The organism is Kitasatospora sp. NPDC048286, from assembly GCF_043201735.1.
In the GTDB taxonomy this organism is placed as follows: domain Bacteria; phylum Actinomycetota; class Actinomycetes; order Streptomycetales; family Streptomycetaceae; genus Kitasatospora.
The window spans coordinates 201,875-221,450 of the sequence record NZ_JBICZE010000003.1; the positions used below are offsets into that span (position 1 = coordinate 201,875).

The following is a 19,576-nucleotide window of genomic DNA, read 5'->3' on the forward strand; positions in this document are numbered from 1 at the left end:
TGGCGGGATGGCCGCCGTGAGGTGGATCAGGGATCGGTCTCACATCTCGCTGCGGATCGCCCAGAGGTCCGGGAACACCGGCTGGTGCAGGGTGCCGCGCAGGTACGCGGCACCGGCGGATCCCCCCGTGCCGGGCTTGGCGCCGATGATCCGTTCGGCCATCTTGGCGTGCCGGTAGCGCCACTCCTGGATGAGTTCGTCGAGGTCGAGCAGCCGCTCGCACAGCTGCGCCGCCACGCCGTCGTCGCGGTAGACCCGCAGCAGCACCGACTGCACCGCCTCCGAAGGCTCCTGGGGCAGCGAGACGTCCCGGTGCAGGCGGTCCTGCGGCACCGGGTAGCCGTGCTGCGCCAGGTAGCGCAGGACGGAGTCGAACACCGGCGGCCGGGTCATGGCCGCGGTGATGGCGGTCCGCTCGGCACTGTGCCGCGGGTACTGGCTGACCATCGCGTCCCCGCGCCGGCCGAGCACCGCCTCGATCTCGCGGAACTGCGCCGACTGGAAACCGCTGCCGTTCAGCACCGACCGGAACGCGTTGAACTGGTCGGCCGTCATCGTCTCGATCAGGCCGACGTGACCGACCACCGCCCGGAAGACGGCGAGCAGCCGGTTCAGCCGGCGCAACGAGCCGCCGCTGTCGCCCTCGGACAGCGCCCGCTGCATTTCCGAGAATTCATGGAGGATCAGCTTGAAGAAGATCTCGTGCGCCTGGTGGACCACGATGAAAAGCAGCTCGTCGGGCACGTCGGTGCGCGGCCGCTGCAATGCCATGAGTTCGTCCAGTGCGAGATATGCGGAATAGTCCAGAACCGCCGTGTCTTCGCCCGTCACAACCCACATCCGATTCGAGTAGTGAATCTTGAGCTGGAATGTCCGACAGGCTAGCGGGCGGCGCCGAAGGTCAACAAGGCGAGGATGGGGAGTTCAGCAATCCGGAAGATGTGACGTGCCGTCAGGTCGGTGCCCCGCGGTCACCGTCAGGCCGGTGACCGCGGGGCACTGGACGACCGTCAGGTCAGTGACCGCAGGGCCAGGACGGTGGTCAGGACGTCCGCGTGCGAGACGTAGAGGCCGTTCAGACCGAAGCGCAGCAGGTTCGGCGGCCGCACGTCGCCGGTGATGCCGCGTTCGACCAGGGCCGCCATGAGCCGGGCCGCCTCCGGGTGGCCGAGGGTCAGCTGACTGCCCCTGCGTTCGTCCCGGCGCGGCGTCACCAGCTCGAAGCCCCGGCCCGCCAGGTGTTCGTCGACGCAGGCGATGAAGAACCGGCTCAGCGAGAGGCTCTTCCTCCGGAGCTGCCGGAGGTCGACGCCGTCGAAGACGTCCAGTGCCGCGTCCAGGGCCAGCAGCGACAGGATCGCCGGTGTGCCGATCCGGCAGCGGGCGATCCCCTCGGCCGGACGGTAGTCCGGCGTCATCGCGAAGGGGTCGGCGTGGCCGTTCCAGCCGGTCAGCGGCTGGTCGAGGTGGTCGTGGTGGCGGCGGGCCGCGTAGCCGAAGGCGGGAGCGCCCGGGCCGCCCGACAGGAACTTGTAGCCGCAGCCGACGGCGAAGTCGACGCCGTCCCGGTCCACCGCGAGCGGGACGGCGCCCACCGCGTGGCTGACGTCCCAGACCACCACGCCCCCCTCCCGGTGGGTGGCCGCGGTCAGCCGGGCGAGGTCCCACAGCTCGCCGGTGCGGAAGTCGACGGCGCTCGCGGTGACGACGGCCAGGCGCTCGCCGCAGTCGGCGAGCGCCTCCTCGAACCCGGACACCGGGGCCTCGCGCAGCTCCAGGCCGAGCATCCGGGCCACCGAGGCGGCCAGGTAGCGGTCGGTGGGGAAGCCCGCGTCGTCCATCAGCAGGATGTCGCGCCCGGGGCGCAGCCGGGCGGCGGCGGTCAGGGCGTTGAACAGCTGGACCGAGGTCGAGTCGCCGGCCACCGTCTGGCCGGGGGCCGCCCCGAGCAGCCGCCCGAGCCGGTCGCCGACCCGCAGCGGCGCGTCCCACCAGCCGTCCTCGTACCAGCCGCCGATCAGGTGCTCGCCCCACTGCTCGGCGACGACCCGGCGGACCCGCTCCGGGACGGAGGCCGGCAGCGCGCCCAGCGAGTTGCCGTCCAGGTACACCGTGTCCGGGGGCAGCAGGAACGCCTTGCGGGCGGCGGCGAGCGGGTCGTCCCGGTCGAGCTGCGCGGCGACCTCGTGCGTGGTCACAGGCCCACCTGCGCGAACACCGCGGCGCCGAGCCCGGTCGTCGGATCGGCCAGGTCGAACGGGAGGTCGAAGTGGTTGCGGTCGGCGGCGACGACCTCGCGCACCACGGCCGCGCGCGGGCCGACGGCCCGTACCAGGTCGTCGTGCTGCCGGGCGAACTCGTCCGTCTCGGCGCCGCCCCTGGCCACCACGAGGGCGGGCAGGCGCGCGGGCAGTCGCAGGATCGGGCTGAGCCGGGCCGCCGCCGCGGCGTCCAGCCCCAGTGGCGCGTTCACATAGGTGTGCCGCACCGGTTCGAGGTCGTAGACGCCGCTGAGCAGGAGCGCCCCGGCGAACGCGTCGGCCGGGTGGCGGCCGTCGGGCCGCCAGTCGTCCAGCAGCGCCATCAGGGCCAGGTGGGCGCCGGCGGAGGAGCCGCCGATGTGGACGCGGCCCGCGTCCACCCCCAGCTCCTCCGCGTGCTCCAGCAGCCAGAGCAGGCCGCGGCGGACCTGCGCGACGATCTCGTCCAGCCGGTACTCGGGCGCCAGCCCGTAGCCCAGCGCCGCGAACGCGGCGCCGGCCGGGACCAGGTCGCGGGCCGGGAAGGACGCGTCGTCCTTGCTCAGCTCCTGCCAGTAGCCGCCGTGCAGGAAAACCACCAGCGGCGCGTTCCGGGAGCCCGCCGGAAAGAAGTCCAGGGATTCCGCGGGGGCGGGGCCGTAGGGTATTCCACGGCGGACCTCGAAATCCGCCCGGGCTTTCTCGCTGTCGCCGGCGTACCGGTCCACGAAGACGTTCAGGTCGGGCACGCGGGAACTCGGCGAGTACTGCCGGTCCAGTGTGCGCTGGTCGTATCCGCGATACACCGGCGATTCCATAAGGGGCCTCTCCGTTTCTGCCCGGCGCCGCCACCGGCGCCGGGCGGGTTCGAGTTTCCGGTCAGCGCACCCGGCGCGGTCAGCGCACCCGGCGCGCGAAGGTCCGGACGTCGCCGACGAACAGCTCGGGCTCCTCCAGCGCCGCGAAGTGCCCGCCGCGCTCGAGCTCGGACCACTGGGCGAGGGTCGGCAGGATCTGCTCGGCCCACCGGCGGATCGGGCGGACGGCGTCCTCGGGGAAGACGGCCACCCCGACCGGCGCGGCGAGCGGCCACGGGCCGGCCCAGGTGCGGATGAAGTCGGCGTCCAGCCGGTTGGACTCGTAGTAGAGCTGGGCGCTGGAGCCCGCGGAGGCGGTGAACCAGTAGATCGCGGCGTTGGTCAGCAGCCGGTCGCGGGCCACCGCGTCCTCCGGGACCGTCTCCGCGGCCGTCCACTCCTTGAACTTCTCGACGATCCAGGCGAGTTGGCCCACCGGGGAGTCGGTCAGACCGTAGCTGAGGGTCTGCGGGCGGGTGGACTGGATCTTCCGCCAGCCGGCCCCGTCCTGCTCGAAGTTCGCGGCGAACTGCAGCCGGGCCAGGTCCTCCTCGCCCAGGTTCGCGAACTCGGCCGGGTCCTGCGGCGGGAAGGTGGCGAGCATGTTGAGGTGGACACCCGCGACGTGCGCCGGATCGGCCAGGCCGAGCTGGAGCGAGACCGGCATGCCCCAGTCGCCGCCCTGGACGAGGTAGCGGTCGTAGTCGAGCCGGTGCATCAGCTCGGCCCAGGCCCGGCCGACCCGGGCGGTGTCCCAGCCGGCCTCCTGGGGGCGGCCGGAGAAGCCGTAACCGGGCAGCGAGGGGATGACCACGTGGAACGCGTCGGCGGGGTCGCCGCCGTGCGCCCGCGGGTCGGTCAACGGCCCGATCACGTCCAGGAACTCCACCACCGAGCCGGGCCAGCCGTGGGTGATGACCAACGGCATGGCATCCGGCTCCGGCGAGCGCACGTGCAGGAAGTGGATGTCCACGCCGTCGATCTCGGTCAGGAACTGCGGGAACGCGTTGAGCTGCTCCTCGGCCTTGCGCCAGTCGAAGCCGGTGCGCCAGTACTCGGCCAGCTCCTTCAGATAGCCGAGCGGTACACCGCGCTGCCAGCCCACGCCCGGCAGCTCACCGGGCCAGCGGGTCGCCGCGAGCCGGCGGTCCAGGTCGTCGAGGGCTTCCTGCGGGATGTCGATACGGAAGGGGCGCATGGCGAGTCCTCTCGGTGGGACGGTCGGGGCGAAGGCGGGGGCAGCGGCGGGGCCGGGAGCCGACCGGGTCTCGGACGGCGAAGTCTCAGACGGCGGTGTCTCAGGCGGCGAGGGGGGTGTTCTGGTACGAGGCGATCCGCCAGTCGCCACCCTGGCGGGCCAGCACCCAGGTCGCCCGGATCGCGCGCTCGGCCGTCACCTCGGCGTCCCCGGGGGCCAGCACGCCGCCCCGGGTGACCACCACGGCGACGTCCTCGGCGAGCGGGCGGACCGACACCGGCTCGCCGGTGACCCGGGTCCCCTTGAACGGGCCGGCGAAGGCCTGGGTCATGAAGGCGCGGATCTGCTGACGGCTCGTCAGGAAAACGTCGCCGGGCAGGATCAGCGTCGCGTCCTCGGTGAAGACCTCGGCGAAGCCGTCGGCGTCCTGCGCGGCCCAGGCCGCGACGATGCGCTGCGGGACGGCGCTCAGGGCGGCGGCGTCGGGGGTGTTGGGCGCGGGAGTGGCGGACATGGTCTCTCCTTCTCCGGTGGTCCCGGCCGCGATCACGCGGGCCGGGTGACGGCCAGCCTCACAGCAGGCCGGGATGGGGGACAACTCCCGGATTGCGATGGTGTGTTGCCCGGAACCCGGGGCAGGACATGCCTCGGGTGCGCCGCAATCCGGGAGATGCGGGCACCCCGGCCGACTGCCAGCCTCGACAGGGCCGATCAACGACCGCGGCCCGGACGGCCAAGCCGTCCCGAGTGGGCCGCCCACTCCGGAGGAGCCCCCGATGACAGCCAAGGAATCCCCGTCCAGGGAAGAACTGGTAAGCCGTGCCGCCGAGCTGGTGCCGCTGCTGCAGAAGAACGCGCTGTGGCACGAGGAGCACCGCCGGCTGTCCGACGAGACCCTGGCGGCGCTGACCGACTCCGGACTGCTGCAGATCCGGGTGCCGCACCGCTACGGCGGCTACGAGTCCGACATGCGCACCGTGGTGGACGTGATCGCCGAGCTGGGCCGCGGCGACGGCTCCACGGCCTGGGTCATGGCGGTCTACGCGATCAGCTCCTGGATGGCGGGCCTGTTCCCGGACGAGGTGCAGGACGAGATCTTCGCCGACCCCGGCGTGCGGGTGAGCGGCATCCTCAGCCCGACCGCGGTCGCCGTGCCGGTCGAGGGCGGCGTGCTGCTGAACGGCAAGTGGACGTTCAACTCGGGCGCGCTGCACAGCTCCTGGAACACCAATGCGGCGGTGCTGATGACCCCGGACGGCCCGCAGCCGATCATGGTGGCGGTCCCGCTGGCGGACCTGGAGATCGTCGACGACTGGCACACCACCGGCCTGCGCGGCTCCGGCAGCGTCACCACCGTCGCCACCGACCTGTTCGTTCCCGAGCCGCGGGTGCTGCCGATGGTCCCGGTGCTCCAGGGGCAGCACCGCTCCCTGGCGAACGCCGACTCGCCCATCTATCGGGCGCCGTTCATGCCCACCGCGTGCGCCACCGTGGCCGCGCCGGCCCTCGGGCTGGCCCGGGCCGCCAAGGAGGCGTTCTTTGAGCGGCTCCCCGGCCGGAAGATCAGCTACACCGAGTACGCCAACCAGGCCGAGGCCCCGATCACCCACATCCAGGTGGCCGAGGCCATCACCCGGATCGACGAGGTGGAGTTCCACGCCCACCGCGCCGCCGCCCTGCTCGACACCAAGGGCCCCACCGGCGAGGAGTGGACGCTGGAGGAGCGCGCCCGGATCAGGCTCGACCTCGGCGCGGTCTGCTCGCGGGCCAAGGAGGCGGTGGACATCCTCAACACCGCCAGCGGCGGCTCCTCGATCTACACCACCGTCCCGATCCAGCGCATCGAGCGGGACGTCCAGACGCTCAACCTGCACGGCATCCTGCACCCCAACACCAACCTCGAGCTCTACGGGCGGGTCGCCTGCGGGCTCGGCCCGAACACGCTCTACCTGTAGCCGACGCTCTGCCCTGACAGGGCCGCCGCCACCAGCGGCGGCGGCCCTCTCAGGCATGCCGTCCGACCGTTCCCATCGACCGCTCGGAGACCTCCATGGCAATCCCCGAACCCGTCGTCATCGACCGCACCGGACGTGACATCCACGCCGAGGCCGCCCGGATCCGGGCGAACGGCCCGGTCACCCGGATCGAACTGCCCGGCGGCGTGCTCGCCTGGTCGATCGCCGACCACGAGACCGCCCGACAGGCGCTCAGCGACCACCGGCTGTCCAAGGACCCGCGCCAGCACTGGACGGACTTCGCCGAGGGCCGGATCGGCGAGGACTTCCCGCTCATCGGCTGGGTGCTGATGGACAACCTCACCACCCGGTACGGCGCCGACCACACCCGGCTGCGCCGGCTGACCGCCGGGGCCTTCACCCCGCGCCGGGTCGAGGCCATGCGCGCCGAGGTCCAGAAGGCCGTCGACGAGCTGCTGGACGAGCTGGGCCAGTGCGAACCCGGCGAGGTGCTGGACCTCAAGGCCCGCTTCGCCCGCCCGATGCCCGCCCGGGTGATCTGCGACCTGTTCGGCGTCCCGGCCGAGGACCGCGCGCAGATCCTGCGCGGCGGCGAGGCGAACATCGACACCAGCCTCACCCCGGAGGAGGCCGCGGCCAACGTCGAGCAGTGGCACCGGGAGATGCTGGAGTTCGTCGACTCCAAGCGCCGCGACCCCGGTGACGACCTGACCAGCGACCTGGTCCAGGTCCAGGAGGAGGACGGCTCCCGGCTGAACGACTCCGAACTGGTCGGCACCCTGCACCTGCTGCTCGCCACCGGCACCGAGCCGGTGATGAACCTGCTCGCCAACGCGACCCGGGCCCTGCTCACCCACCCCGAGCAGCTGGCGCTGCTCCGCAGCGGCGCGGTGAGCTGGGAGGACGTGATCGAGGAGACCCTGCGCGTCGAGGCGCCGGTCGCCCACCTGCCGTTCCGCTTCGCGGTGGAGGACATCGAGCTCGGCGGCGTCGTCATCGCCAAGGGCGACCCGGTCCTGATCAACTTCGCGGCGGTGGGCCGCGACGGCGCGATGCACGGCGACAGCGCGGACGCCTTCGACGCCGGCCGGCCGGACAAGGAGCACCTCTCCTTCGGCCACGGCGTCTACCGCTGCATCGGCATGCCGCTGGCCCGGATGGAGGCCGAGATCGCCCTCTCCGCGCTGTTCAGCCGCTTCCCGGACCTCGAACTCGCCGTCCCCGCAGGGGAACTGGAGCCGCAGGTCACCTTCATCATGAACGGCGTGCAGACCCTCCCGGTCCGCCTCACGCCGCGAACCCGCTGACACGAAAGGATGGTCGGGCCGATGTGGGCTGCCGTCGTACCGGAGGCCAAGGCACGCTGGGAACTGCGCGAGATCCCCACCCCCACGGCTGGACCGGGTCAGGTGCTGATCCGGGTCCACGCCTGCGGGGTCTGCCACAACGACCTCTGGGTCAGCCAGGGCGTCTTCCCCTTCCCGCCGCTCGACCCGGTGGTGGTCGGGCACGAGGCGGCCGGTGAGGTCGTCGAGGTCGGCCCGGGTGTGACCACCCGCCGGGTCGGCGACCGGGTCGGCACCACCTGGGTGCAGGCGACCTGCGGCCGGTGCGACTACTGCCGGCTCAACCTCCCGCTCACCGGGCAGTCCGGGATGAACTGCCCGCAGTCGGTGATGAGCGGCCTCACCGTGCAGGGCGGCCACGCCCAGTACGTCGCGGTGGCGGCCGACAGCACGGTGCTGCTGCCGGACGCCCTCTCGTACGAGACCGCCGCGCCCGTGCTGTGCGCCGGCTACACCGCGTGGAGCGCGCTGCGCGCCGCCGACCCCAAGCCGCACGAGCGGGTCGCGGTGCTCGGGATCGGCGGACTCGGCCACCTGGCCGTGCAGTTCGCCCGTGCGGCCGGCTTCGAGACCGTGGCCGTCACCAGCTCGCCGGACAAGCACGAGCTGGCCCGTTCGCTCGGCGCGGACCACGTGGTCGCCGACGGCGAGCAGCTGCGGGCGGCCGGCGGCGCCGACGTGGTCCTGGTGACCGGCACCTCCTACCGGGCGGCCACCGAGTCCCTCCAGGGGCTGCGGCCGAACGGCCGGATCGTGCTCGCCACCATCGACCCGGTCGACTCCTTCACCATCCCGCCCACCAGCCCGTTCTGGGCGCAGCGCCAGCAGGTGATCGGCGCCACCCACAACGGCCTCGACCAGCTCACCGAGGCCCTCGACCTGGTCGCGTCCGGGGCCGTCACGCCGATGGTCGAGATCTTCCCCAAGGAACGGGTGGCCGAAGCACTCGAACGGGTCGAACAGGGTGGGGTACGCTTCCGCGCGGTCGTCAACTATCTCTGATCAACCGTCAAATACCGCAACCTGCAAGAAGCGCACGGTCTGATCAACGATCAGGATGGCGACCTGGGACGCACCCGAACAACGTTTCGGGCGCGCGGATACCGACTTGGGGAGGACATCCTGAACAGGCGACACTTTCTCGGCCTGGCGGGCATCGCGGCGAGCACCGGCGTACTGATACCGGTGAGCGCGCTGGCCGCCGGGGAGTCGGAGCGCCCCGGGCAGGCCGCCCGGGGCGCGGCCTCCGGGCCGTTCTCCGTACGGATGCCGGTACCGCCGACCCTCAACCCCGTGGCCCGCACCGCCGACACCGACGTGTACCGGCTCGACATCCTGCCGGCCGAGCTCGAGCTGATCCCCGGCGTCAAGACCAAGTGCATGACGTTCGGCGGCAGCTTCATCGGCCCGACGATCCGGGCCAAGGAGGGGCGCCGGGCCCTGGTGACCTACCGCAACTGGCTGCCCGAGCACGCCAACGTGCACCTGCACGGCGGCCACGTCCCGGCGGCCAGCGACGGCCACCCGATGGAGGTCATCGACCCGGGTGCCGAGCGGCAGTACGAGTACCCGAACCAGCAGCCCGGCGCCACGCTGTGGTACCACGACCACAGCCACCACATGGAGGCCGAGCACGTCTACCGCGGCATGCACGGCTTCTACCTGATCGAGGGTCAGGGCGAGAGCCAGTACGGGCTGCCGTGCGGCGAGTACGACGTCCCGATCGCGATCCGCGACGCCGAGATCGACGCCAACGGGCAGCTGGTGGCCGGCGACCCGCGGAACCGGAACGTGATCCTGGTCAACGGCCGCCAGAAGCCGTACTTCCCGGTGGCCGCGCGCAAGTACCGCATCCGGCTGCTGAACAACTCCACCCTGCGGTTCCTGAAGTTCAACTTCGGCTCCCTGCCGGTGCTCCAGATCGGCTCGGACGGCGGTCTGCTGCCCGCGCCGATCGACCGGACGGGGACGGACTTCCCGCTCGCCGCCGGCGAGCGGGTCGACCTGGTGGTGGACTTCTCCCGGCAGCGGGTCGGCACCCAGTGCTTCCTCACCAACCAGGGCCAGTTCACCGGCAACGACGAGGTCGAGCAGGTGCTGCGCTTCGATGTGACCCGCCCGGCCTTCGACTTCAGCCGGGTGCCCACCGCGCTGCGCGCGATGCCCGCGCTGGCGCCGGCCACGGTCCAGCGCGAGGTGCGGCTCTCCTTCGACCTGACCGGCAACCCGGTCGGTCTGATCGACGGCAAGCCGTTCGACGAGAACCGGGTGGACCAGCGGATCCAGCGCGGTGCCACCGAGATCTGGACGATCATCAACGACGACGGTGCCACCAAGTACGGTCCGATCCAGCACTCGTTCCACATGCACATGACGCAGTTCCGGGTGCTCGACCGGGACGGCCAGCCGCCGCTGCCCGGTGACGTCGGCCTGAAGGACACCGTCCCGCTCCCGCCCGGCACCTCGGTCCGGGTCCAGGCGACCTTCGCCGACTACCTGGGCAAGTACATGTACCACTGCCACATGCTGGAGCACTCCTCGGCGGGCATGATGGCGCAGATGGAGATCGTCGACTGACCCCGCGCGACACGAAGGCGGCGGGTCGGGCTGACCAACAGCCCGACCCGCCGCCGCCGTTTCCGCGGGTGCTACCCGATCACATCTCCAGGCCCTGCTCGAACATCACCTGACGGACCTCGATGCCGGTGTGCTTGGCGTCCGGGATCATCCCGGCCAGCTCGATCGCGCGCTCCCGGGTCTCGACGTCGACCAGGTAGAAGCCGCAGACGAACTCCCTGTTCTCCAGGTACGGGCCTTCGCTCAGCGCCGGGGCGCCGTCACGGACCTTGACGGTCGTGCTCTTCTCGGGCTCCGCCAGCGCCTGGGTGTGGACCAGCTCGCCGGACTCGCGGAGGAGCTTCATGAAGTCGCCGTGGCCGGCGTAGACCGCCTGCTTCTCGTCCTCGGGCAGGCCCTCCCACAGCACGGGGTTCATGTGCATCGTCAGCATGTACTTCATGACTGTCTCTCCTTGGGGGTGGCGTCCCGGGCGCTTCCCGGGGCTTCCACCGGAGACGTCGGAGCCGGCGGCCCGTTCTCGACATCCCCGGTCGTGCGTACAGGACGAATCCCAGGCCGGACGGCCTGCGGGCGCTCCGGCGGGCGGTCCGGCGGTCCGACGGGCCGGCCCGGCCCGTCGGCCGGGGCCGCCGGGGCCGCACACGCCGGCGGCCGGCCGTGGTGTCCCACGGCCGGCCGCTCGCTCGTCGACGTCAGCGCACCAGTCGGGCGGCCCGCGGGGCCGTCCGCTCGAGCCACCAGTGGGCGACCAGCAGGTTGAACACCCAACCCGCCCAGTTGGCCAGGTCGAGGAGGGTCATGATGTCGATCCGGAAGCCCGGGACGTGCAGCATCAGTTCGGCCAGCACCCGGCCCCAGGTGGTGCCGAGGGCCAGCGCGAAGCTGTAGACCATCCACCGCCGGTGGTCGACGAACCGGCGCTGGAGCGCCGCCCGGAGCCCGAGCAGGGTGGTGCCCAGCCAGAGCACCGCCATCATGGCCAGCCCGGTCTTGCCGGACGGCGCCGCGGAGTACGGCACCAGCACCAGCGCCAGCACCCCGCTGGGCAGCGCTCCGGCGAAGATGTACACCCGGCCGCTCATCCGGTGCACGGCCGGGTGGTGGCGGCGGATCCACGGCAGGACCTGGAGGAGGACCGTCACCAGCGAGATGTTGCCGAGGACGACGTGCGCTACCAGGACCGCGTAGTGCGCCGGGAAGTCCGGGTCGAGCGGGATCCGGGCCTGATGGCTGTCCCCCGACAGGTAGCGCGGGAAGGCGTACAGCAGGTTGAACACCACGACGGCGGCCAGGGCCGCCGCCCACGGGCTCTGCCACCAGCTCGTCGCGGCCGTGGCCGGTTCCGTGCCGGGTCTCGCCCGCCGTGGTCCGGTGGCCAGCGCACCGGTCTGCTCCGTGTTCTCTGTCACCGCTGGTCCTCAGCTTCCGTGTCGTCGTCGTCCTGACAGGTTCAGTGGTGGTATTCGCCGGCGTTGACGTCCAGGCAGTGCCCGGTGACGGCGCGCGCCAGCGGGGAGGCGAGGAAGAGCACCGCGTCGGCGACCTCGTCCGGCTCGGGCAGCCGGCCGAGGTCCAGGGTGGCGGCGATCTCGTCGTAGATCTCCTGGACGGTGATCCCGCGCTGCGCGGCGACGTGCCCGAAGCCCTCGCGCAGCGCGTCCGCCCAGATGTAGCCGGGGGCGACGGTGTTCACCCGGACGCCCCGCGGGCCGAGTTCGGTGGCCAGGCTCTGCGCCAGCGACAGCAGGGCGGCCTTGCTCATCTTGTAGGCGCCGAACGGCCGCTTGGAGTGCCGGATCACCGCCGAGTTGATCATGACGACCGATCCCCGGTTCTCCGCCAGCGCGGGCGCGAACAGCCGGGTGAGCCGCAGCGCGGCGTACACGTTGGTCTCGAACCCGGCGCGCACGTCCGCGAGGTCGACCTCGCCGAGGTCGACCATCGGCGGTACCGCGAAGGCGTTGTTGACCAGTGCGTCGACCCGGCCGAAGGCCTCCGTCGCGGCCTTGACCAGCGCGGCGGCCGACGAGTCGTCGGTGATGTCGGTCGGCACCACGAGCGCCCGGCGCCCGGTCCGCTCGACCTCCGCGGCGATCTCGGCGAGCCGGGACTCGGTCCGGGCGGCGAGCACGACGTCCGCGCCCGACTGCGCGGACCGCAGGGCGATCGCCCGCCCGAGGCCGGGGCCGACCCCCGAGACCACGACGACCTTGTTCTCAAGCATCCTGATCCTCCTTCACATTCGCTTCACCGCCGGGGAGTTCGACCGACAGGGCGTGACGGAACACGTTCCGGGGGTCGTACGTCCGCTTGACCTGCTGCAGGCGCGGATAGTTGCCGCCGTAGTAGAGCGTCGACCAGGGCACCCCCGAGGTGTTCCAGGCCGGGTCGGCCAGGTCGCGGTCGGGGTAGCCGATGTAGGTGCCGTCGCTGTTCTCGTCGGGCACCGGGACGCCGCCGCTCGGGGCGTACGCGTCGCGGTAGAACGCCCGGACCCAGGCGATGTTGGCCTCGTCCTGGTCCTCGGACTGCCAGATGCCGGCGCAGTAGAGGACCTTCAGGACCGAGTCGCGCTGGACGGCGGCGGTGGCGTCGGGGGCAACCGTGTTGACCTTTCCGCCGAAGCCCGCGACCACGATGCACGACATCGGGTTGGTGTGCTCCGGATCGCTCAGGTAGCGCCAGATCACGTCGAGTTGGTGATCGGTGAACCCCTTCCGCAGGTAGGCCGCCTTGTCCTTGTAGCGCCCCTTCGGGTCGCTCGGGAAGCTGTACGAGGGCAGCCAGGAGCTGAACCAGGGGACGACCTCGGCGGTGTGCACCACCGGCTCCACGCCGACCCCGGCGGACACGGACTCGAAGTGCTCGGCGAACACCTTCTCGGCGTCCGGTCCGTCGTGGTCGATCACCACCGTCATCCCGAACATCCCGGAGTTGCGGTGGGTGACGATCAGGTTGCTCCACAGGCCGGCCGCCGGGGAGTCGGCGTCGTCGTTGTTCTCGTACCAGGTGGCGTAGTTGCGCAGCAGCGTGGTCAGGGACCGCTCGGTCATCCCGTCCCAGGGCCACATCACCGTCCGCTTCCAGACCCGGGCCGGCGCCTTGGGCAGCAGCCCGGCCGGGTCGTCGGTGTCCGCCCCCGGGGTGCGCAGCCAGTACCTGGTCACCACGCCGAAGTTGCCGCCGCCACCGCCGGTGTGGGCCCACCAGAGGTCCCGGTGCGGGTCGTCGGGCTCGGATGTGGCCACCACGGCCCCGGCCCGGCCGGACTCGTCGACCACCACGACCTCGACGGCGTACAGGTGGTCGACGATCAGGCCGTCGCGGCGCGAGAGGGGGCCGTAGCCGCCGACCGGGAAGTGGCCGCCGACGCCCACCTCGAAGCCGGTGCCGCCAGGGATCGTCACCCCCCAGCGCTTGAACAGGGTGCGGTAGACGTCACCCAGCAGGGCGCCGGACCCGACCTCGATCGCGCGGCGCGCGGGGTCGTGGGCGATGCGGTTCAGCTCGGACAGGTCCAGCAGGATCTCGATCTCGGGCGAGGTGGTGAAGTTCTCGAAGCAGTGCCCGCCGCTGCGGACCGCGATCCGCTTGCCCGCCGCCACCGCCTCGTCGACGGCCGCCACCACCTCCTCGGTGGTGGTCACCAGGCGCACCTCGTCGGGGCGTCCGACGAAGCGGTGGTTGAAGCCCTGCACGAGGTTCTCGTACCTCGGGTCCCCGGGCCTGATCACCGCCGGGCCGGTCGGATCAACGGTCTTGTCGGTCATGCTCGTTCGTCCCTCCGTGTTCCTGCGCCGCAGAGACGTTCGCACGGCACGGCCGGGCGGCACATCTCGCGGATTGCGGTGTGATCGGGCGGGTGTGATCAGGTGGGTCCGATCGGGCGCCGCGGTCGGGTGCCGAGGTCGGGCGCCGGGATCAGGTGACGGGATCAGGCGGCGCGTTCGGCGGTGATGACCGCGAAGGTGCCGGGGGTGTACTGGTCCCGGACGGTCAGGCCGGCGGCCGCCAGCCAGGCGCGCAGGTCGGCGAGCGCGAACAGCGGCATGCCGTCCGGGAAGCCGGGCCCCCGGAAGGTGCCCTGGAAGTGGCGGTCGACCGGGTCGGCGGCCTGGAGGAAGGTGAGCAGGGTGAAGCTGCCGCCGGGCCGCAGGCAGCGGCCGACCTCGGCGATCACCCCGGCCGGGTCCGGCATCGCCTGGAGGGCGTTCCAGCAGTTGACCGCGCCCAGCGTGGCGTCGCCGAACGGGAGCGCCTGCGCGCTCGCCCGCAGCGCGGGGACCTCCGGCAGCCGTCCGCTCAGCCAGGTGAGCATGGCCGGGTTGAGGTCCAGCGCGATCAGCCGCTCGGCGCCCACGGCCTCGGCCAGCACGGCGGTCCACCGGCCGGCTCCCGCGGCCAGGTCGAGCACCGGCCCGTCGACCGGATTGGTGTGTGCGGCGATGTAGCGGTCCTCGTCGGCCGGCGTCACCTGGCCGCCGAAGTTGCCGCCCATCAGCCGCAGGAAGGCCGGCCGCAGCACGGTCTCGTAGTGCAGCCCGATGTTGCGCATGGCGGCGGCGTTCTGGAGGACGTCCTTGGGGTCCGAGGGCTCGCTGCGCTCGAACAGGTCCAGGTGGCCCGCGGCGGACGAGAACTCGGCGGCGCAGTCGGCGCAGCGGGCGCCGCCGGGGGAGACGTCCAGGCGGCCGGTGCAGGCCGGGCAGCGCAGCACCTCGGCGTGGCGGGTGAGGTCGGCGGTGCCGACGGCGTCGGCCGACAGCGCGGTGGTCCGGTGCGGGCTGGTGTCGGCGACCACCTCGGTGGTGCCGTGGCGCAGCGCCCAGTACGCCTTGGCGCCGGAGTAGCCGATCAGCATCCGGGTGTCGCCGTCCCAGGTGGCGGCGAGCTGCGCGGGGGCGAGCGCGTCGACCCACGAGCGGTCGAAGGCGCGTTCGGCCTCGCTGAGCACCCACTCGGCCGGCGAGGGCCAGACCCGCCCCAGGACGGCGGTGGCCGGGTCCAGCGGTCGCAGCACCCGGTCGAGCCGGCTGAGGTCGTCCTGGGAAGGCTCCAGCGGCTCGACGGCCGCCAGGATGCGGTCGCGGTCGGCGGGGAAGTGCGAGAGCAGGTACAGCAGGGCGAGGGTGCGCCCGGGGTGGGCCCCGCGGTCCGCGAGCAGTTCGAGGAACCGGTCCAGCTCCTTGCCGATCGGCTCGGCCGACTCGCCGCCGACGGAGGGCGGTTCGGCGCCGGCCAGCAGGCCGAGCAGCAGGACCAGCCAGCCCTGGCGCTCGGGCGGGGCCTGGTCCAGTGCGGTCAGCAGCGCCGGCACGGTGGCCGGGGCGAGGTCGCTCGCCCGGCCGTCCTGCCACAGCGCGGCCACCAGGTGCCGGAAGGCGGCGTCGCGCTGTTCGGCGCCGGCCGTCGTGAAGGCGGTCAGCAACTCCACGGGGGTCTGGGTCATTTGGGTGTCCTGTTCGGGCTCTGGCCGGTGGCTTCGGTCATCGAGCGGGCCAGGGCGAGGGCGTCCTCGCGGACCTGGCCGCCGAGGCGCGGGCGCTGACCGGTGTCGGAGTACTGCCGGGGCCGGCTGCCGCTGGTGCGGCGCAGCACGGTCATGCTGTTCTGGCGCAGCTTGCGGCTCTCCAGCAGGTTCAGCATCTCGAACTCGCCGGGGGCCAGCCGCTGGGTCTCGGCGATGTAGTCGAGGATCGCCTCGCCCTCGGGGTAGGTCATCAGGTAGTGCATGACGACGATCCCGCCGTCCGGATCGATCAACTCCCAGAAGTTCTCGAAGAAGTAGAGGCAGTCCCAGGCGTCCACCCAGGCGAAGTCGATCGGCCGGAACTCCTCGGGGAGTCGTCCGACGGCCCCGCGCATGTCGGAGTTGACCACGGTGACCCGCTCGGCGAGGCCGAGTTCGCCCAGCACCTCCGTCACCAGCGGGGCCGAGGAGCCGCTGTCCGAGAGGTCGTCGATCGCCACGAACCGCGGCTCGTACGGCTCGCGGTAGCCGGCCGGCAGCAGCAGCGCGGGCTCGGTGTCGATCCACGCCTCGTCCAGCTCCCGGCCGTCCGCGAGGTACGGCCGGGTCTTGCGGACCAGCGCGGCGGCCTCGGCCGCGGCCAGTTCCTCGGCCTCGGCCAGGGCCTTCGCCAGGAACGGCGTGGTGTACCCCATGCCGACCTCCAGCACCCGGCGGGGCCGGGCCAGGTGGATCAGGTGGGAGAGCAGCGGCGCCACCACCTCGGTGCCCATGCCGGGCACCCGCAGCCGCTCCACGGCCGCCCGGAACCGGTCGTCGAAGATCCCGTCACGCGCCATCGGCCACACCCCTGCCCTTCTGGTACTCGATGGCCTGGTACAGCGCCTTGATGTTGCCGCTGCCGAACGAGCGGGCCCCCATCCGCTCGATGACCTCCAGGAAGAGGGTGCCGCGCGGGTGCACGGACTTGGTGAAGATCTGGAACAGCTGCCCGTCGTGGTCCTGGTCGATCAGGATGTTCAGCCGCTCCAGGTCCGCCACGGAGTGCCGCAGCGGGGTGAGGCGGCCGGAGAGCAGCCGGTAGTACGCCTCCGGGGTGCCCAGGAACTCCACGCCCCGGCCGGCGATCGCGTCGACGGACCCGACGATGTCGTCCGTGGTGAAGGCGATGTGCTGCACCCCGGGCCCGCCGTGGTCCTTCAGGAACTCGTCCAGGTGGCCGGTGACCTGGGACTGGTCCGGTTCGATCAGGGTGAAGGTGACGGTGCCGTTCTGCACCACCTTGGTGATCATCACCTGCCCGTTGACCTTGATCCGCTCCGTGAAGATCAGCTCGAAGTCCAGCACCTCCCGGTAGAAGGCGACCGTCGCGTCGATCTGCCCGGGCTCGACGCAGATCGCGAAGTGGTCGACCTCCCGCAGGCCGAAGTCCGGTGCGGCCGGGTCGGTGGCGACCGGCGCCAGCCCGGGCAGCGGCCGCTCGTCGGCCGGGTCCGGCCGCTGGACGAAGGTGTGGGCGATGTCGCCGACGCCCATGATGGTCGCGGTGACCAGCTCGCCGTGCGCGGCCGGCCCGGCGACGGGCCGGGCGCCGCGCCGCACGGCCTCCGTGAAGGCGGCCCGGGCGTCCGGGACGCGCAGCGCGATGTCGGCGACTCCGTCACCGTGCTTCTCCACGTACGCCGCTCCCGGGTGGTCGCCCGGCAGCGGCTGGCTGAGCACCACCCGGATGCCGTTGCGGCCGAGTGCCACCGAGCGGAGGTCCGGCGCCTGCGGGGCCGAACCCGCGTACACTTCCAGGCCGTAACCCCGGACCAGCCACTCGGTGGTGGCGGCGAGGTCGGCGACGTAGCAGGCGATGTGGTCGACGAGCATGCCGCCGAAGGTCTCCTGACCCGCGTCGAGGCTCATGTTCCAGACTCCTCGTCAGTCGTCGGGCTGCCCAAGGGGGCGCCCGGTGAGGCTCTTCGGCCTCAGATCGGTCCAGTGCTCGTTCACGTACGCGAGGGCGGCGATCCGGTCGACCGGGCCGTGCTCGGCCGTCCAGCCCGCCGGAACCTCGGCGGCGGCCGGCCAGAGCGAGAACTGGCCCCGCGCGTTGACCAGGACGGTGAACCGGCCGTCCTCGGCGTCGAAGGGACTGGTCATCCCCGCTCTCCTTCCGGTCGGTCCAGCAGGCTCTCCAGCGCGGCCACCGAGGGCACGTCGAAGAACTGGGTGACGGTGAGCCGGACGTCCAGCGCCGCCCGGATCCGGCTGACCAGCCGCATCGCGTCCAGGGACTGGCCGCCCACCTCGAAGAAGCTGTCGTCGATGCCGACCTCCGGCACCCCGAGCACCTCGGCGAACAGCGCGCACAGCTGCCGCTGGCGCTCGGTCGCCGGCGCCCGGCGGGCCGAGTCGGTCACCGGTTCGGGCAGCGCCCGCCGGTCCAGCTTGCCGTTGGGGGTCAGCGGGAGGGCCGGCACGCTCACGAAGGCCGTCGGCACCATGTACGCCGGCAGCTGCGCCACCGCGTGCGCCCGCAGCGCGCCCGCCTCGACCCCGTCGGACTCCGCGACGTAGTAGGCGATCAGGCGCTTCTCCCCGGACTCCGACTCCCGTGCCACGACGGCGACATGGGCCAGACCGGGGTGGCGCGCCAGCGCCGCCTCCACCTCGGCGGGCTCGATCCGGAATCCCATCACCTTGAGCTGGTCGTTGGCCCGGCCGAGGTACTCCAGCAGACCGTCCCGGTCGACCCGGACCAGGTCCCCGGTGCGGTACATCCGCTCGCCCGGCGCGTCGAAGGGGTTGGCCACGAAGCGTTCGGCGGTCAGGTCGGGCCGGTTGAAGTAGCCGCGGGCCAGGCCGCGTCCGGCGATGTGCAGCTCGCCCACCCCGCCGGCCGGCACCGGCCGCAGCTCGGCGTCCAGGACGTGCAGCCGGACGTCGTCCATCGGCCGGCCGACGCCCACCGGGCCGTCGGCCACGTACGGGGCGGTCATCGCCGCGCTGGTGCTGAACAGCGTGGCCTCGGTCGCGCCGTACATCGCCCGCACCACCAGGCCGGGGTTGTGCTCCAGCACCCGCTGGACGGCCGAGGGGGCGATGACGTCGCCGCCGGTGAGCACCTCGCGCACGCCGGCCAGGCAGCCCGGGTCCTCCTCGGCGAGCACCCGGAACAGGCCCGCGGTCAGGTGGATGCCGGTGATCCGCTCCTCGGCGATCAGCCGGCGCAGGGCGTGCACGTCGAGGTCGCCCGGCGGGGCCACCACGATCCGCCCGCCGTGCAGCAGCGGCACCCAGAACTCGTAGGTGGAGACGTTGAAGGCGTACGGCGCCACCATCAGCACCCGCTCGTGCCGGCCCTGCGACCAGATCGAGTCCAGGGCCAGGCCGAGCGCGTCCCGGTGCGCGACCGCGACGCCCTTCGGCTCCCCGGTGGAGCCCGAGGTGTGGATCACGTAGGCGAGCGCGTCCGGCTCGACCGGGACGGCCGGGTCCGTCGCGGGGTGGTCGGCGAGGCCCTTCTCGCCCTCGACGACGACCACCTCGGCGACGTCCGGCAGGCCGCGCCCGCGCATCGCCTCGTCGGTCAGCAGCACCGGCGCCGCGCAGTGCTCCACGATCCACTGCTTGCGTGCCAGGGGGTAGGCGCTGTGCAGCGGGAGGTAGCAGCCGCCGGCCTTGAGCACGGCCAGCACCGCCACCACCAGGTCCGCGGAGCGCTCCATCAGCACCGCGACCGGCGACTCGGCCCGCACGCCGAGGTCCCGCAGCCGGTGCGCCAGCCGGTTCGCCCGCTCGTCCAACTCGCGGTAGCTGAGCCGGACTTCACCGGACGATACGGCGATCGCGTCCGGTGTCCGCAGCGCCTGTTGTGTGAAATGCCCCTGAAGGGAAGGGGAAGCCACCATGCCCTCCGAT

At 72.4% G+C, this 19,576-nt stretch carries 18 protein-coding genes; 4 read left to right on the top strand and 14 right to left on the bottom strand.

The genetic code is table 11. The features are described 5' to 3' along the window. Positions 1-39: 39 nt before the first annotated feature. The 5 genes from ACGF13_RS08700 to ACGF13_RS08720 all read right to left on the bottom strand — a co-directional run bounded on the left by ACGF13_RS08700 (position 40) and on the right by ACGF13_RS08720 (position 4,809). Positions 40-840 (bottom strand): tryptophan 2,3-dioxygenase, encoded by an 801-nt coding sequence (locus ACGF13_RS08700; protein WP_392870576.1) that lies wholly within the window; start codon positions 838-840, stop codon positions 40-42. 170 nt (positions 841-1,010) lie between these two features. Then, on the bottom strand, positions 1,011-2,198 hold the full coding sequence (locus tag ACGF13_RS08705) for a kynureninase (protein ID WP_392870579.1): 1,188 nt from the start codon (positions 2,196-2,198) through the stop codon (positions 1,011-1,013). Beyond that, positions 2,195-2,989: an alpha/beta hydrolase gene (locus ACGF13_RS08710; protein WP_392870582.1), complete on the bottom strand. Its 795-nt coding sequence runs from the start codon at positions 2,987-2,989 to the stop codon at positions 2,195-2,197. Before ACGF13_RS08710 ends, ACGF13_RS08705 begins: the two co-directional genes overlap by 4 nt. 148 nt (positions 2,990-3,137) lie before the next feature. After that, complete coding sequence (locus tag ACGF13_RS08715) at positions 3,138-4,295, bottom strand: epoxide hydrolase family protein (RefSeq protein WP_392870585.1); 1,158 nt, start codon at positions 4,293-4,295, stop codon at positions 3,138-3,140. A gap of 100 nt (positions 4,296-4,395) precedes the next feature. Further along, positions 4,396-4,809, bottom strand: a complete 414-nt coding sequence (locus ACGF13_RS08720; protein ID WP_392870588.1) for an SgcJ/EcaC family oxidoreductase — start codon at positions 4,807-4,809, stop codon at positions 4,396-4,398. A gap of 262 nt (positions 4,810-5,071) precedes the next feature. Here ACGF13_RS08720 and ACGF13_RS08725 point away from each other — a divergent pair, with 262 nt between their 5' ends. The 4 genes from ACGF13_RS08725 to ACGF13_RS08740 all read left to right on the top strand — a co-directional run bounded on the left by ACGF13_RS08725 (position 5,072) and on the right by ACGF13_RS08740 (position 10,194). Then, the gene (locus ACGF13_RS08725; protein WP_392870591.1) at positions 5,072-6,250 is read left to right on the top strand and encodes an acyl-CoA dehydrogenase family protein; all 1,179 of its coding nucleotides are present in this window, start codon (positions 5,072-5,074) and stop codon (positions 6,248-6,250) included. A 95-nt stretch (positions 6,251-6,345) separates the two neighbouring features. Continuing rightward, the gene (locus ACGF13_RS08730) at positions 6,346-7,578 is read left to right on the top strand and encodes a cytochrome P450 (RefSeq protein WP_392870593.1); all 1,233 of its coding nucleotides are present in this window, start codon (positions 6,346-6,348) and stop codon (positions 7,576-7,578) included. A gap of 21 nt (positions 7,579-7,599) precedes the next feature. Continuing rightward, positions 7,600-8,619 (top strand): alcohol dehydrogenase catalytic domain-containing protein, encoded by a 1,020-nt coding sequence (locus ACGF13_RS08735; RefSeq protein ID WP_392870596.1) that lies wholly within the window; start codon positions 7,600-7,602, stop codon positions 8,617-8,619. Positions 8,620-8,802: 183 nt separating this feature from the next. After that, positions 8,803-10,194, top strand: a complete 1,392-nt coding sequence (locus tag ACGF13_RS08740; protein WP_392870599.1) for a multicopper oxidase family protein — start codon at positions 8,803-8,805, stop codon at positions 10,192-10,194. A gap of 79 nt (positions 10,195-10,273) precedes the next feature. On the opposite strand, the gene ACGF13_RS08745 is transcribed toward ACGF13_RS08740, so the two are convergent. From ACGF13_RS08745 to ACGF13_RS08785, 9 genes are all read right to left on the bottom strand, one after another. Further along, complete coding sequence (locus tag ACGF13_RS08745) at positions 10,274-10,636, bottom strand: YciI family protein (protein WP_392870603.1); 363 nt, start codon at positions 10,634-10,636, stop codon at positions 10,274-10,276. 253 nt (positions 10,637-10,889) lie between these two features. Further along, positions 10,890-11,606 (bottom strand): DUF2306 domain-containing protein, encoded by a 717-nt coding sequence (locus tag ACGF13_RS08750; protein ID WP_392870606.1) that lies wholly within the window; start codon positions 11,604-11,606, stop codon positions 10,890-10,892. A 41-nt stretch (positions 11,607-11,647) separates the two neighbouring features. Further along, positions 11,648-12,421: an SDR family oxidoreductase gene (locus ACGF13_RS08755; RefSeq protein WP_392870608.1), complete on the bottom strand. Its 774-nt coding sequence runs from the start codon at positions 12,419-12,421 to the stop codon at positions 11,648-11,650. Then, the gene (locus tag ACGF13_RS08760) at positions 12,414-13,967 is read right to left on the bottom strand and encodes an FAD-binding oxidoreductase (RefSeq protein WP_392870611.1); all 1,554 of its coding nucleotides are present in this window, start codon (positions 13,965-13,967) and stop codon (positions 12,414-12,416) included. Before ACGF13_RS08760 ends, ACGF13_RS08755 begins: the two co-directional genes overlap by 8 nt. A 164-nt stretch (positions 13,968-14,131) precedes the next feature. Further along, positions 14,132-15,646 carry a class I SAM-dependent methyltransferase gene (locus tag ACGF13_RS08765; protein ID WP_392870614.1) on the bottom strand — a complete coding sequence of 505 codons (1,515 nt, stop codon included), beginning with the start codon at positions 15,644-15,646 and terminating at the stop codon, positions 14,132-14,134. Continuing rightward, positions 15,643-16,506: a hypothetical protein gene (locus ACGF13_RS08770; protein ID WP_392870616.1), complete on the bottom strand. Its 864-nt coding sequence runs from the start codon at positions 16,504-16,506 to the stop codon at positions 15,643-15,645. Before ACGF13_RS08770 ends, ACGF13_RS08765 begins: the two co-directional genes overlap by 4 nt. Then, positions 16,496-17,578 (bottom strand): 4-hydroxyphenylpyruvate dioxygenase, encoded by a 1,083-nt coding sequence (hppD, locus tag ACGF13_RS08775; RefSeq protein ID WP_392870619.1) that lies wholly within the window; start codon positions 17,576-17,578, stop codon positions 16,496-16,498. The genes ACGF13_RS08770 and hppD overlap by 11 nt, the downstream gene beginning before the upstream one ends. 15 nt (positions 17,579-17,593) lie before the next feature. Next, positions 17,594-17,815 carry an MbtH family protein gene (locus tag ACGF13_RS08780; protein ID WP_392870622.1) on the bottom strand — a complete coding sequence of 74 codons (222 nt, stop codon included), beginning with the start codon at positions 17,813-17,815 and terminating at the stop codon, positions 17,594-17,596. After that, entirely contained in the window at positions 17,812-19,566 is a 1,755-nt protein-coding gene (locus tag ACGF13_RS08785; RefSeq protein ID WP_392870625.1) for an amino acid adenylation domain-containing protein, read from the bottom strand. The genes ACGF13_RS08780 and ACGF13_RS08785 overlap by 4 nt, the downstream gene beginning before the upstream one ends. Positions 19,567-19,576 lie beyond the last annotated feature (10 nt).